The sequence below is a fragment of the Microbispora sp. CSR-4 genome (genome assembly GCF_008033685.1).
Taxonomy (GTDB): domain Bacteria; phylum Actinomycetota; class Actinomycetes; order Streptosporangiales; family Streptosporangiaceae; genus Microbispora.
On the sequence record NZ_VJVX01000001.1, the window covers coordinates 450,200 to 463,103 of the forward strand.

The following is a 12,904-nucleotide window of genomic DNA, read 5'->3' on the forward strand; positions in this document are numbered from 1 at the left end:
CCGGGAAGCTCCGTCAGCGTGGACATCAGCGTGCGGGAGAACCGGCGGCAGGCGGCCTGCGGAGTCGGCCGCAGGCCGCCCGCCGGGACCGGTTCCATCCGCGTTCGCCGTACGGCTTCACCAGCGCAGCGGCCCGTTGATGTCGAAGTAGCCGCCGGTCGGACCGTCGGGGCCGATCTCCGCCATCCGGACGATGATCTCGGCCGCCTCTTCGACGGTCTGCGTGCCCGTGTTGCCGTTCAGGTCCGTCTTGGTGAAGCCGGGCTCGACGGCGTTGATCCGCATCTGCGGGAACGCCTTGGCGTACTGCACGGTGAGCATGTTGACCGCGGTCTTCGACGCCGGGTAGGCGAGGCCCGGGTAGAAGTGCGCGTGGTGGGCGGGGTCGGACAGGGCGGTCAGCGAGGCCAGGCCGCTGCTGACGTTGACCACGACCGGCGCGGCCGAGCGCTTGAGCAGCGGCAGGAACGCGTGGGTGACGCGGACCAGGCCGAAGACGTTCGTCTCGAAGACGGCGCGCACCTGGTCGGCGGTCGTGGACTCGGGGGCGGGAATGGCGTTGCCCTCGACGCGGGGCTCGACACCCGCGTTGTTGATCAGCACGTCGAGCCCGCCGTCCGCCTCGATGGTCTTGGCCGCCGCCTCGACCGTGGCGTCATCGGTGACGTCGAGAAGGACGAACCGCGCGCCCAGCTCCTGCGCGGCCCGGCGGCCGCGCTCGGCGTTGCGCGCGCCCACGTACACGGTGTGACCCGCGGCGACGAGCCGGCGGGCGGTCTCGCGGCCGATGCCCTTGTTCGCTCCGGTGATCAGTGTTGTCGTCATGCCTCCACTCTCCGGAACGGCGCGGTGGGCAGCCAGATGTCCCTGCTTCCTGGGACTGCCGGTACCAGGCGCGGCGCCGGCCCAGGATGTCCACTCGGGGCATGACGGCGACGGAACTCGGCAGGGCTCTGCGCGGCTGATGGGCTACCCCCTCCGGCCTGCGCGGCTGTGCGCGACAAGCGAGCGGTTCACCCGGACAAGTGAGCGGTTCACGCGGGCAGGCGAGCGGTTCACGCGGCCCGTGGGACTCGGCGGACACACGAAGCGGGCGACGCCCGTCGGCCGTCCGGCCGGAAACATCAGGACTTCTCGCGAGCCGCCCGGGTCGTTTCCGTCTTGGCCGCCGCCGCGTACTTGTCGACGTACTCCTGGCCCGACAGCTCCATCAGCGCGTACATGATCTCGTCGGTGACCGCCCGGAGCACGAGGCGGTCGTTCTCCATGCCGTAGTAACGGGAGAAGTCGAGCGGCTTGCCATAGCGGACGCCGGGGCGGATGCCGAACCTGGGGATCAGCCGGCCGGGGGGCATCATCTCGAACGTGTTGACCATCGCCCACGGGATCACCGGCGCCCGGGACTCCAGCGCGAGCCGGGCCACACCCGTCTTGCCCTTGTAAAGGCGGCCGTCGGGCGAGCGGGTGCCCTCGGGGTAGATGCCGAGCACCTGCCGCTCCCTGAGGATGCGCAGGCCGGTGCGGAGCGCCGCCTCGCTCGCCTTGCCGCCGGAACGGTCGATCGGGACGGTGCCGACGCCCGAGAAGAAAGCGCGGCTCACCACGCCTTTGAGCCCGCGGCCGGTGAAATATTCGGCCTTGCCCAGGGAAATCACCTTTCGGGGCAGGAATCCGGCCCCGAAGAAGTGGTCGGCGAACGACAGGTGGTTGCCGGCCAGGATGACCGGGCCCTCCTTCGGCACGTTCTCCACCCCCTCGGCCCAGGGGCGGAACACGAAGCGGAGGATCGGCCAGAGGATGGCCTTCACCACCCAATAAAACACGTGGGCACCCCCTCGGCTCGGATGTGCAGTCATCTTCGCACGCCCAGCCCTCTCGCACTAACGCTGACCAACGTGCGAGTATCGGGCGGAACACGCCGCCGTTTCACGGAGGTCACCCATGCCAGTGCTGCCCGGTGCGGAACCGTACCACCATGAGGGCGGCGACATCGGCGTCCTGCTCTGTCACGGATTCACCGGCTCGCCGCAGTCGCTGCGGCCCTGGGGTGAACACCTGGCGGAGGCGGGGCTGACGGTGTCCCTGCCGCGTCTGCCAGGACACGGGACGACGTGGCAGGAGATGAGCCGCACCCGCTGGGAGGACTGGTACGCCGAGCTCGACAAGGCGTTCGCCGACCTGCGCGGACGGTGCGCGGAGGCGTTCGTGATGGGCCTGTCCCTCGGCGGCTGCATGGCGCTGCGCCTGGCCGAGGTGCACGGTGACGCCGTCGCGGGCGTCGTGGTGGTCAACCCTTCCGTCGTCAACGACGTGCCGCTGCTGCGGCTGGCCCCGGCCCTTAAGTACGTCGTACGCTCGATCCCGGGGGTGGCGGGCGACATCAAGAAGGAGGGCATGAGCGAGCTCGGCTATGCGCGTACGCCCGTCCGGGCGGCCGCCACGCTGCCCCGGTTGTGGAAGCTCGTCCAGTCCGACATCGCCAAGGTGACCCAGCCGGTGCTGGTGTTCCACAGCAGGAACGACCACGTGGTAAAGCCGGGGAGCGTCGCGTTCCTGCAGGCGAGAATGGGAAACAATCTGGAGGTCAGAGAGCTGGCGGACAGCTATCACGTGGCCACTCTCGACAACGACGCGCCTGTGATCTTCGAAGGGAGCCTGGAGTTCATCCGCTCCCACGCCTCGGTACCCTTGACGAAGGACTTGTGACCCGGGATCGACGTGACGCCGCAAAGTGACGAGGACGAGGTCTGGCGCCAGATCGTCGCCTCGTTCAACGAGACAGCCGAGGACGCCTCGGCCGAACAACCATGGCCTGACCGGGAGAACGTCACCGAGGAGACCGACGCGGGCGACGACGCCCCCGGCGGGGGTGCCTCCGGCGGCGTGGCCCTCGGCGACGACGCTCTCGGCGACGAGGTCCGGGACGACGACCGGACCGCTGAGGAACAGGCTCCCACCTCCGGCGACGACGATCATTTCATCCCGCCGCCCCCTCCGCCGCTTCCGCACGGCGACACCCTCAGCCGGCTCTCCTGGCTGGCGCTGTTCGGCGGCCCCGCCTACCTGCTCCTGGCCGCTCTGCTTCAGTGGCCCATGGACGGCTGGATCGTGTTCGCCGCGGTGTCCGCGTTCATCGCGGGGTTCGTGATCCTCGTCGTACGCATGGGCGACGGCCCGCCCGCCGACTCCGGCTGGGACGACGGCGCGGTCGTCTGACCACGGCTCGGCCGTCTGACCGGGGCGAGGCCGTCTGCCGCGGCCGGTACGTCGGAGCACGCCCCGGGCCGGGCCCGGGCTCCGGGGTGCCCGTGTTCATTCGGTCTCGCCGGCCGCCTTCACCGTGTGGCCGTCGGCGGGAGGCGGGCCGAACCGCTCCACGAGGTCGGTGTAGCGGCCCTTGCCGTCCAGGACGTGACCGACCGCCATGGTGAGATCGCCGACGTGCGCGACCGCCTGCAGCCGCACCGTCCGATCGCCGGCCGGCTTCGGGCCTCGAAGCGTGGTCCAGTGCGATCCGTCGTATCGGAGCAGGAAGCCCTCGCCCTCGTGCTTCGGGTCGTACCCCGAGATCCAGAACCTGCCGTCGCTGTCCCCCGTGACGCCGTACAGCTCGGCGCGCCGCTCCGGCGGCGTCACGCGCTTCCACTGCTTGCCGTCCCAAGCGAGCACCAGCGGCGCGATGCCGCCGTCGCGCTGGTAGACGCCGCCGACCGCGACCGCACGCTTGCGGCCGTCGGCGTACACGTCCCGCAGGAAGCCACCCTTGATCGCCGGCAGGTCGGCCTGTTTCCACCCGCTGCCGGTCAGGTGCATGGCCAGCGGGCCGGAGCCGGTGTCGCCCACCGCCCAGCCGTCCGACCGGCCCGCGAACGCCACGCCGTACATCGCGCCCACGGGGCCCTGGACGGTCTTCCAGGTCGTGCCCTTGGCGGATCCGCCGCTGCTCAGCAGGAACGCCTTGCCGTCCCGGCTGCCGACCGCGACCACCCGCCCGGAGGAGGCCGCGACACCGCCGAGCCAGTCGCCGGTGCGCAGCTGCGGCACGCCGACGCGGTCGAACCCGTCACGCGAGCCCTTGGCGACGTACGGCAGGCCGTCGTGGCCGTCGCCGACGGCCCAGACCTCGGAGGCGGAGGCGGCGGCGACCGACCGAAGGTGGCCGGCGCCGGTGGCGTCGCCCCTGATCGGCACCTCGCTCCAGGAGGAGCCGTTCCAGTGGGTGATGATCCCCTGGTTGCGCCAGAAGTCCCAGGCGTTCTGCTGGCCCACGGCCCAGATGTCCGTGGCCGACAGGCCGGCCACGTCCGACAGCGAGCCGTCGGGCTGGAGCCGTCCGGTGGAGGAGCCCGCGTCCTGGGCGACCTCGTCCCCCGACGGGCCGCGCCCCACCTGGGCACGGACGATCCCTGCGTACGCGTGCGCGACCGATGTGGCGCACGGGAGGAGTCCGGCCAGCAGGCCGGCGGACAGCACACACAACGGCACCGCACGCCGTGTGAGGCGGCGGGTCATGAAACGATCGTACGGGTGACCGGGCACTCCCCGTCACACAGGTCGCGAATCCGGTCACCCCGAGATGCGGAAACGCGGCCCTGCCGGCGGTCTCCGCGCCCACCTGGAAGCCGCGGCACCCCGCCGGAATCCCCACCGCCCGAATCCCCACCGCCCGAATCCCCACCGCCCGAACCTCCACCACCCGAACCTCCACCGCCCGGCCCGCCGGGGCCGGTTCAGCCGTGGAGGCGCTCCCGGCCGCGTCAGGCCCCCGGCGGCCGCGACGCCCACCCGCGGCGGGTCCAGGCCCTGGCCGCAGTCGTGCGGGCGCTCCCGGCCGGGTCGGCCCCGGCGGACGGCCGCGTCAGGCCCCGGCGGACGGCGTCACGGCGATCTCGGCGACGACCGGCAGGTGGTCGCTCGCGGCGGACAGGTCCCCGGGCCGGACGTCCGCGCCGCCGTACGACACGACGGTCAGGCCGGGCCCCGCGAAGATCGCGTCGATGCGCACGCGGGGATCGCGGGCCGGGAACGTCGCGCCCGCCCGGCCGTCCTCTCCGTCCGTCCCGATCCGCGGCTCGGCGTCCCGCACGGCGGTGAAGCAGTCCGTGTAGCGTCCCGAGAGAAGACGCCAGACCGGGGAGCCGGGAACCTCGTTGAGGTCCCCGGCGAGCACCGGCGCGGCCCCGGACTGCCGGGCCGCGCGCTCCAGGATCGGCATGATCTGGGCGGCGTGGCGCAGCCGCGCCCCCGCCACGAGGTCGAGGTGGGCCGAGCACACGGCGTACCTCTCCCGGTCCTTCTCCACCGTCTTCTCCACGACCTTCTCTACGACCTTCTCTACGACGGCGAGCGCGACGGACCGCCACTCCAGCCCGGGAAACCACCGCAGGCGGTGCCCATGCCCGCGCAGGAGCCGTACGGCCGGGGAGATCAGCACGGCGGTCCCGCCCACGCGGCCTCCGGCGGCCACGGACAGGCCGGCCGCGCGGGCCAGCGCGCGCCGCTCCCGCCGCCAGCCGGGCAGGCGGGGCGCCTCCTGCAGGCACAGCACGTCGGGCCGCAGGGCCCTGATCACCCGGACCAGCGCCCTGCGGTCGTCCTTCAGCCCCCGGACGTTGTAGGTGGCGACCCGCAGCACGCCGTCAGCGGAGCCGGGCCAGGTCTCCGGCGCCCACCAGCCCCGCCGAGGGGCCCATCTCGGCCACCCTGATCTCGGCGAGCGGGCGGTGGCCCCGGCCGGTCAGCCGCGCGGCGAACTCCTCGCGCACCCGGTCGGCGAACAGGTCCGCCGCGCCGGAGACGCCGCCGCCGATGATGAAGCACCCGGGGTCGAGGACCGCCGCCATGTCGGCCAGCCCCTGGGCGAGCCACTGGGCGAGCGACTCGAAGGCGGCCAGCGCCGCCCTGTCGCCCTGGCGCGCGGCCTCGGTCACGTGCTCGCCCTGGATGCCCTCGGCCGTGCCGCCGCCGAGCCGCAGCAGGTGGGCGGCGCCCTCCGGGTCGGCCTGCGCGTTGTTGCGCGCGTCCATCAGCAGCGAGGTGCCGCTGGCGTACCGCTCCCAGCAGCCGTTGTTGCCGCAGCCGCAGGGGCGGCCGCCGGGCACCGCCTGCATGTGGCCCAGCTCGGCGCCCATCCCCCACCGGCCGCGGTAGAGCTGGCCGCCGAGCACGATGCCGCCGCCGATGCCGGTGCCCACGGTCACGCACACGACGTGGCTCTCGCCCCGGCCCGCGCCGAACCGGTATTCGCCCCAGGCCATCGCGTTGGCGTCGTTCTCGACGACGACCGGCAGGCCGACCAGGTCGGCCACCTTCTCGCGCAGCGGCTCCTCGCGCCAGGCGAGGTTGGGGGCGAAGCGGATGACCGAGCGGGTCTCGTCGACGAAGCCCGCCGCGCCGATGCCGACGGCCTCGACCTCGTGCCGGGCCGCGAGCTCGGTCACCGCATCGGCGATCGTGAGCGCCATCTTCTCGGGACTGCCCGCCGGGCTGTGCCGCAGGCCGCGCTCGATGATGGCGCCGTGCTCGTCGACGACACCATACGCGATCTTGGTACCGCCCACGTCCACGCCGATGGTCAGCGCCATTCGTCATCCTTCCACCCGGTCCGGTTCTCATCCGGATCCGCTTGTCGCCCGGACCCGCTTCGCGGCCACGTCCGCTTCGCGCCCGGGTCCGTTTCCGGCCCGGGCTGCTACGGCCCGAGCCTGCACGCCGCGCCGATTGAAGCCGATCAGACCGGGTTGTGGCAATCCCGCCGCCGTCCGCCCTCGACCGGCCCGTCAGCCCAGGTCGATGTGCTCGACCTTCGAGTCGCCGGGCCGCCGCTCCCCGTCCGGGCGTTCCTTACCGCCCGTCATGGGGCGTTGCAGGGCGTCGACCGCCTCCCGGAACGCCGCGAACAGCTCTCCGCCCGCCGCGATCAGGTGGCCGGTGACGTCGCCGCCGGACTCGCGGCGTGCCGCGATGACCCGGCACACCGGGCAGGCCCGGCAGACGTACTCGTCGTGGTCCTCCGCGACCGCCTCGCTCCAGACGTCGTCGCTCCGGCCGCCCGCCCCGGCGCCGCCGAAGGCGGATCCGAAGCCGCTCACACCGCCCTTCACGAGCGCCTTGCCGAACTCCCGGCCCATCCGCCGCTGCACGGCGTCCAGCAGCTTCATCGCCTCCTCCGCCGCCGACCCGAGCGGGTCCTGGCGGCGGGGAGTGGTGTCGTTGGAATCCGTCATTTCGCCCCTCCTGCCTGGAACCGTACCCGGAGCCGGCCGTCCCGGAGCACCGCCGAGGAGATCTCACGCCGGGCGAGGGCGGCGGGCAGGGTGATGACGCGCCGGTAGGACCCGGCGGTGACGATGATGTCGTCGCCCTTGCGGGCGAGATCGAGGTCGTCGCGGTCGGCCAGCGGCAGCGACAGCGTCAGCTCGTCGGTGGTGAACGTCAGCGGCGGCTCGACGCCGGGACGCGCGAAGGGGTCGCGGTCTCCGTACATCCGCGCGGCGAGGTCCGAGAGGGCGGCGGTGCCGACCGGCTCCGCCGGGAGATAGGGGACGGTGAGGACGGGCAGCGGCGCGAACGACTCGTGCACCGCGGCGAGCTGCCTGCTCTGGGCCTCCACCCATCCCAGCCGCCACTCGTCGGCGCCCTCCGCCGGGAAGACCCGGTTGGCGATCACCGCGTCGACGCGGTAGCCGTACAGGCTGAGCGAGGTGAGGGTGCGCCGGGCCTCGGCGACGACCACGGCCTCGGGGGTCAGCACGAGCCGCACGGACGCGTCGTCGCCGGTCAGCAGCGCGCGCACCTCCAGCAGGCCGCGGTGCAGCCGCTCCCCCGCCGAGACGACCTCGCCCTCGGGGACGCTCACCTTGGCGACGTGCCGGATGACCGGCGACAGCGCCCTGAGCATCCGCCTGCCCGTGGGGAGCAGGCGGTTGACGTGCCAGTCGAGCGCCTCCGGCAGCGCGAGCAGGCGCAGCGTCTCGGCGGTCGGCGCGCAGTCGACGACGATCACGTCCCAGCGGCCGGTGCGTGCCTGCTCGCGCAGTTCGAGCAGCGCGAGGATCTCCTCCGCGCCGGGCAGCACGGTGATCTCCTCGGCGGTGACCTCGTCGAGACCGAGCTCGGCCAGCACGTTGCCGGCGTAGTCGCGTAACTCTCCCCAGTGCCGTTCAAGCGACCTCTGGGTGTCCACCTGCTGCAGGTGCAGGCCGGGCGCGGCCTCGACCGGCTCCGACGAGGGCGGCACGCCGAGCGCGTCGGCGAGCGAGTGCGCGGTGTCGGTGGACACGACCAGCGTCTTGTTGCCCCGCCCGGCGGCGAGCGTGGCGGTCGCGGCGGCCGCCGTGGTCTTGCCGACCCCGCCCTTCCCCGTGAAGAGGAGGATTCTCATCGGCTCTCGACGCGCCGCTTGAGCCCTTTCAGCGCGGTGTCGACGATGACCTTCTCGGCCTTGCGCTTGATCATGCCGATCATCGGGACCTTCAGGTCCACCGCGAGGTCGTAGGTGACCTCGGTGCCGCCGCCGTTCTCGGTCAGGCGGTAGCTGCCGGTCAGGCCCGACAGCATCTTCCCGGCCTCGACCATCCGCCAGGTCACGCCCGCGTCCTCGTCCCAGTCGTACCCGAGGACGTAGTCGTCGCTGATCACGCCCGCGTCGAGGACGAAGCGGACCCGGGAGGCGCGGCCGTCCGCGCCCGTCTCCAGGACCTCCACCTTCTTCACCTGGCCGGCCCACTCCGGATAGGCGGGGAAGTCGGCGATGACGGCCATGATTGTCGACCGGCCGGCGCCGATCGTGATGCTCGACGAAGTGCGATCAGCCATGCGCCAACCGTACTTCACCATTCCAGGGCGAAAGGCGTGCCACGGCCGCGGAAATGGCCGACGTTGACGCATTCCGTGCGACCTATGCGGGTGCGGCCGACCAAGGGCTGGTGGACGTGGCCGAACAGCGCGAAGCGCGGCTGCGTCCTTTTGATCGCCTCCAGCGTGGCCTCGCTCCCCCGTTCGAACCGCCGGGCCACCACGTCGTACAGCAGGTCGGGGACTGCGGGCGGGATGTGGCAGCACAGCACGTCCACCTCGCCCACCGCCTCGACCTTGCGCGCGTACTCCTCGTCGTCGATCTCGTACGGCGTGCGGTATCTGGTGCGCAGGCCGCCGCCGACGAACCCGAAGGTCAGCCCGCCGATCTCGGCCACCTCGCCGTCGAGTACCCGCTGGCCGGGCCGCAGATGGTCGGCCCACAGGCGCGGCATGTCCACGTTGCCGTACGTGAGGTAGGCCGGAGTGGGCATGGCGGTGAAGATCTGCTCGTACTGGCGGCGGACCGCCGCCTCGATGTGGTCGCGGGGGTCGCCGTCGAGGGAGGCCCACAACCCGGACGACAGTTGCCGCGCCTCGTCGAAGCGGCCCGCCGTGCGCAGTCCCACGTACTCGCTCGCCTTCTCCGCGCCGAACAGGTCGGGGAAGATGCCCTGCGAGTGGTCGGCGTAGTCGATGAACAGGAGCAGGTCGCCGAGGCAGATCAGGGCGTCGGCCCCGTCACCCGCACGGGCGAGCGCGTCGGCCCGGCCGTGGACGTCGCTGACGACGTGGATGCGCATGCCGACATGGTAAACGGCCGCTTTACCTAGCATCCGCTTGGGTAACGGGAAGGTGTCGGGCCCACCGCGCGGGGGACACTGATAGCGTCCGCGTGCTCCCCCGGATAACGCCTGGGTGACGAACCTACCCATGCGTAACATCGCACGGTAGCGTCCGGTGAGACACGAAGAGTTATGCCCGCAACGCGGTCCCCGCCCTGCGCAGGGGGATCGCGCGGACGTGCGCGAAGGAGTGACCCGTGCGCGAGTTCAGCGTTCCCGTGCTGGTGGACGTGCCCCCGTCCGCCAATTGCACCGACGTGGTGTTCCAGCGCGGTGTGGACGAGCCGGACGCCGTCATCATCCGCCGCAAGGAGAGCGAGGACCCGGCCGCGCCGTGGACACCGGTCACCGCCGCGCAGTTCAGGGACCAGGTGGCGGCCGTCGCCAAGGGGCTGATCGCCGCCGGGATCGAGCCCGGCGACCGGGTCGGCCTGATGTCGCGCACCCGTTACGAGTGGACGGTCGCCGACTACGCCATCTGGGCGGCCGGCGCGGTCGGGGTGCCGATCTACGAGACCTCCTCCGCCGACCAGGTGAAGTGGATCCTGACCGACAGCGGCGCCAAGGCCGCGTTCGTGGAGACGGCCGCGCACGAGGAGACCGTACGCGAGGCCGTGCCCGAGCTGCCGCTGCTGTGGCGCATCGACGGCGGCGCGTTCGCCGAGCTGGAGCGCCTGGGCGCCGACGTGTCCAACGACACGCTCGCCGAGCGCAGGGCGAGCCGGGGCGGACGCGACCTCGCCACGATCATCTACACCTCGGGCACCACCGGCATGCCGAAGGGCTGCCGCCTGACCCACGACAACCTGCTGTTCACCGCGCGCAACGTCTCGCGCGGGCCGCTGGAGTCGATGTTCGACGTGGAGGGGCGGGCCGCGCTGCTCTTCCTCCCCCTGGCGCACAGCTTCGCCCGGATCATCCAGGTCGTCCTGATCGAGACCGGCACGGTGCTCGCGCACAGCCCGAACATGAAGAACGTGGCCCCCGACCTGCGGGAGTTCAAGCCCACGTTCCTGCTGGGCGTGCCGCGCGTGTTCGAGAAGGTCTACAACGCCGCCGAGCAGAAGGCCAACGCGGAGGGCAAGGGCAAGATCTTCCACGCCGCCGTACGGGCCGCGATCGAGTGGAGCAGGGCCGAGAGCTCCGGCGGTGCCGGCCTCGGCGCCCGGCTCAAGCACGCGGCCTTCGACAAGCTCGTGTACGGCAAGCTGCGGGCGGCCACGGGCGGCGCGCTGACGGCGGCCGTCTCCGGCGGCTCGGCCCTCGGCGAGCGGCTCGGCCACTTCTTCCGCGGCGTGGGCATCGAGGTGTTCGAGGGCTGGGGGCTCACCGAGACCAGCGCGCCCTCGACCGTCAACATCCCGGGCGCCAACAAGATCGGCACGGTCGGCAAGCCGTTCCCCGGCGTGAGCATCCGGATCGCCGACGACGGCGAGATCCTCGTGAAGGGCCGCCACGTCTTCGACGGCTACTGGAACAACGAGCGCGCCACCAAGGAGGCGATCGACCCGGAGGGCTGGTTCCACACCGGGGACGTCGGGCAGCTCGACGAACACGGCTACCTGAGCATCACCGGCCGCAAGAAGGAGATCCTCGTCACCGCGGGCGGCAAGAACGTCGCCCCTGCGCCGCTTGAGGACGCCATCCGGGCGCACCGCCTGATCAGCCAGGTCATGGTCGTCGGCGACGGCAGGCCGTTCATCGGGGCGATCGTCACCCTCGACCACGAGGCGATGGAGCAGTGGAAGGAGGCCAACAGCCGCTCCGGCGCGTCCATGGCCGAGCTGTGCTCCGACCCGGCCGTCATCGCCGAGGTGCAGCAGGCGGTGGACGACGCCAACCGGATGGTCTCCAAGGCCGAGCAGATCAAGAAGTTCAGCATCCTCGACATCGAGCTGAGCGAGGAGAGCGGCCACGTCACGCCGAAGCAGTCGATCAAGCGACACGTCGTGGCCCGCGACTTCGCCAAGCAGATCGACGAGCTGTACGGCGACTGAGCGGCGACCTGGACACCGCGGGTGCGCCGGGCGCGCCGACGGAACTCCTGAAAGTTTCATCGGCGTCGGCGCACCCTCCGGACGGCGCGGGCCGCGGTCGCGCGAGAGGACCGGGACGGCCGGGGACATGCGGTGATCAGCCCCCTATGGGAGTGGGTCTTCTTCGCCGCCGGTGACGGACGACCTGCGGCGACGCCGCGCCGGCCCTGTTGACCACCGGAAACATCGCAGCCGTCCCGCAGCAGCGCGTTTCGCTTGGTTATGCTCCAAGCGCATCCATGATCATTGTCTGGAGAGGGGCGGGCGATGAGCGACAGAGCCGGCAGATGGAACTGGACGCACCGCGATCCCGACTACCTCCCCCCGGAGATCGACACCACGAAGCCCAGCATCGCGCGGGTGTACGACGCGTTCCTCGGCGGCAAGGACAACTTCGCGGTGGACCGCGCGGTCGCCACGGAGGGCATGCGGCACTTCCCCGACCGCGGCGAGGGCGCCCGCAACAACCGGGCCATGCTGTTCCGCGGCGTGAAGTACATGGCCGAGCAGGGCATCGACCAGTTCCTCGACATCGGCTCGGGCCTGCCCACGATGGACAACACCCACTCGGTCGCGCAGCGGATCGATCCCGCCGCGAAGGTCGTCTACGTGGACAACGACCCCATCGTGCTGGCCCACGCGCGGGCGATCCTGCAGACCGACAAGCGCACCCGCGTGATCACCGCGGACATGCGCGAGCCCGAGGTGATCCTCGGCCACCCCGAGGTCGATGGCTTCCTCGACTTCTCCCGCCCCATCGGCCTGCTGCTGGTCGCCGTGGTCCACCACCTCGCCGACGAGGAGGACCCCGACGGCCTCGTGGACACCTACAAGGCCCGCCTGGCACCCGGCAGCTACATGCAGCTCACCCACTTCTGCTCCTGCGCGCCGGAGATGCGCGAGCTGGAGGCGGTGCTGCTGCAGATGCTGGGCACCGGCCGCGCCCGCGACATGCCCGAGATCGTGCGGTTCTTCGACGGCCTCGAACTGATCGAGCCCGGCGTGGTGCACGTGCCCGAGTGGCGTCCCGAGAAGCCCGTGAGCTACCCCCTCGACCTCGGCGGCATCTGCGTCGCCGGCGGCGTGGGCCGCAAGCCCTGACCGGCCGGAACGACCTCGCGGGCGTGCCCACGAGGCGGCCGCACAGCGGGCGTGCTCCCGGCTGAGGCAGCCACAAAGCGGGCATGCTCCCGGCTGAGGCAGCCATACAGCGGGCCGTGCCCACCG

Annotated in this window: 13 protein-coding genes; 4 read left to right on the plus strand and 9 right to left on the minus strand. The window is 72.0% G+C overall.

Annotation, left to right across the window (positions count from 1 at the left end; all coding sequences use genetic code 11):
- Positions 1 to 117: 117 nt before the first annotated feature.
- A complete protein-coding gene (locus FLV34_RS02105) occupies positions 118 to 825 on the minus strand; it encodes an SDR family NAD(P)-dependent oxidoreductase (RefSeq protein ID WP_142644925.1) in 708 nt (235 codons plus the stop codon).
- A 299-nt stretch (positions 826 to 1,124) separates the two neighbouring features.
- A complete protein-coding gene (locus FLV34_RS02110) occupies positions 1,125 to 1,823 on the minus strand; it encodes a 1-acyl-sn-glycerol-3-phosphate acyltransferase (protein ID WP_142644924.1) in 699 nt (232 codons plus the stop codon).
- 118 nt (positions 1,824 to 1,941) lie between these two features.
- Between FLV34_RS02110 and FLV34_RS02115 the strand changes: the two genes are divergently transcribed.
- Positions 1,942 to 2,706, plus strand: a complete 765-nt coding sequence (locus FLV34_RS02115; RefSeq protein ID WP_142644923.1) for a carboxylesterase — start codon at positions 1,942 to 1,944, stop codon at positions 2,704 to 2,706.
- Between the two features lie 12 nt (positions 2,707 to 2,718).
- Complete coding sequence (locus FLV34_RS02120) at positions 2,719 to 3,216, plus strand: hypothetical protein (RefSeq protein ID WP_142644922.1); 498 nt, start codon at positions 2,719 to 2,721, stop codon at positions 3,214 to 3,216.
- Between the two features lie 96 nt (positions 3,217 to 3,312).
- Here the strand turns inward: FLV34_RS02120 and FLV34_RS02125 are convergent, their stop codons facing one another.
- From FLV34_RS02125 to FLV34_RS02155, 7 genes are all read right to left on the minus strand, one after another.
- Complete coding sequence (locus FLV34_RS02125; protein ID WP_147942227.1) at positions 3,313 to 4,512, minus strand: hypothetical protein; 1,200 nt, start codon at positions 4,510 to 4,512, stop codon at positions 3,313 to 3,315.
- A 346-nt stretch (positions 4,513 to 4,858) separates the two neighbouring features.
- A complete protein-coding gene (locus FLV34_RS02130; RefSeq protein WP_147942228.1) occupies positions 4,859 to 5,635 on the minus strand; it encodes an endonuclease/exonuclease/phosphatase family protein in 777 nt (258 codons plus the stop codon).
- A gap of 4 nt (positions 5,636 to 5,639) precedes the next feature.
- Positions 5,640 to 6,584 carry an ROK family glucokinase gene (locus tag FLV34_RS02135; protein ID WP_142644919.1) on the minus strand — a complete coding sequence of 315 codons (945 nt, stop codon included), beginning with the start codon at positions 6,582 to 6,584 and terminating at the stop codon, positions 5,640 to 5,642.
- 195 nt (positions 6,585 to 6,779) lie between these two features.
- Entirely contained in the window at positions 6,780 to 7,226 is a 447-nt protein-coding gene (locus FLV34_RS02140) for a DUF5304 family protein (RefSeq protein WP_142644918.1), read from the minus strand.
- Complete coding sequence (locus FLV34_RS02145) at positions 7,223 to 8,383, minus strand: ArsA family ATPase (RefSeq protein WP_142644917.1); 1,161 nt, start codon at positions 8,381 to 8,383, stop codon at positions 7,223 to 7,225. The genes FLV34_RS02140 and FLV34_RS02145 overlap by 4 nt, the downstream gene beginning before the upstream one ends.
- Positions 8,380 to 8,817, minus strand: a complete 438-nt coding sequence (locus FLV34_RS02150; protein ID WP_142644916.1) for an SRPBCC family protein — start codon at positions 8,815 to 8,817, stop codon at positions 8,380 to 8,382. The genes FLV34_RS02145 and FLV34_RS02150 overlap by 4 nt, the downstream gene beginning before the upstream one ends.
- A 14-nt stretch (positions 8,818 to 8,831) precedes the next feature.
- Positions 8,832 to 9,599 carry a metallophosphoesterase gene (locus FLV34_RS02155; protein WP_147942229.1) on the minus strand — a complete coding sequence of 256 codons (768 nt, stop codon included), beginning with the start codon at positions 9,597 to 9,599 and terminating at the stop codon, positions 8,832 to 8,834.
- A gap of 239 nt (positions 9,600 to 9,838) precedes the next feature.
- Here FLV34_RS02155 and FLV34_RS02160 point away from each other — a divergent pair, with 239 nt between their 5' ends.
- Both FLV34_RS02160 and FLV34_RS02165 read left to right on the plus strand, forming a co-directional pair.
- On the plus strand, positions 9,839 to 11,638 hold the full coding sequence (locus tag FLV34_RS02160; protein WP_142644914.1) for a long-chain fatty acid--CoA ligase: 1,800 nt from the start codon (positions 9,839 to 9,841) through the stop codon (positions 11,636 to 11,638).
- Between the two features lie 306 nt (positions 11,639 to 11,944).
- A complete protein-coding gene (locus FLV34_RS02165; protein ID WP_147942230.1) occupies positions 11,945 to 12,778 on the plus strand; it encodes an SAM-dependent methyltransferase in 834 nt (277 codons plus the stop codon).
- Positions 12,779 to 12,904: the final 126 nt, after the last annotated feature.

Excerpts from the sequence above, each read along its gene's own strand:
- FLV34_RS02105 (WP_142644925.1), bottom strand. The coding sequence starts at position 825 with ATGACGACAACACTGATCACCGGAGCGAACAAGGGCATCGGCCGCGAG.
- FLV34_RS02115 (WP_142644923.1), top strand. The coding sequence starts at position 1,942 with ATGCCAGTGCTGCCCGGTGCGGAACCGTACCACCATGAGGGCGGCGAC.
- FLV34_RS02125 (WP_147942227.1), bottom strand. The coding sequence starts at position 4,512 with ATGACCCGCCGCCTCACACGGCGTGCGGTGCCGTTGTGTGTGCTGTCC.
- FLV34_RS02135 (WP_142644919.1), bottom strand. The coding sequence starts at position 6,584 with ATGGCGCTGACCATCGGCGTGGACGTGGGCGGTACCAAGATCGCGTAT.
- FLV34_RS02140 (WP_142644918.1), bottom strand. The coding sequence starts at position 7,226 with ATGACGGATTCCAACGACACCACTCCCCGCCGCCAGGACCCGCTCGGG.
- FLV34_RS02145 (WP_142644917.1), bottom strand. The coding sequence starts at position 8,383 with ATGAGAATCCTCCTCTTCACGGGGAAGGGCGGGGTCGGCAAGACCACG.
- FLV34_RS02150 (WP_142644916.1), bottom strand. The coding sequence starts at position 8,817 with ATGGCTGATCGCACTTCGTCGAGCATCACGATCGGCGCCGGCCGGTCG.
- FLV34_RS02155 (WP_147942229.1), bottom strand. The coding sequence starts at position 9,599 with ATGCGCATCCACGTCGTCAGCGACGTCCACGGCCGGGCCGACGCGCTC.
- FLV34_RS02165 (WP_147942230.1), top strand. The coding sequence starts at position 11,945 with ATGAGCGACAGAGCCGGCAGATGGAACTGGACGCACCGCGATCCCGAC.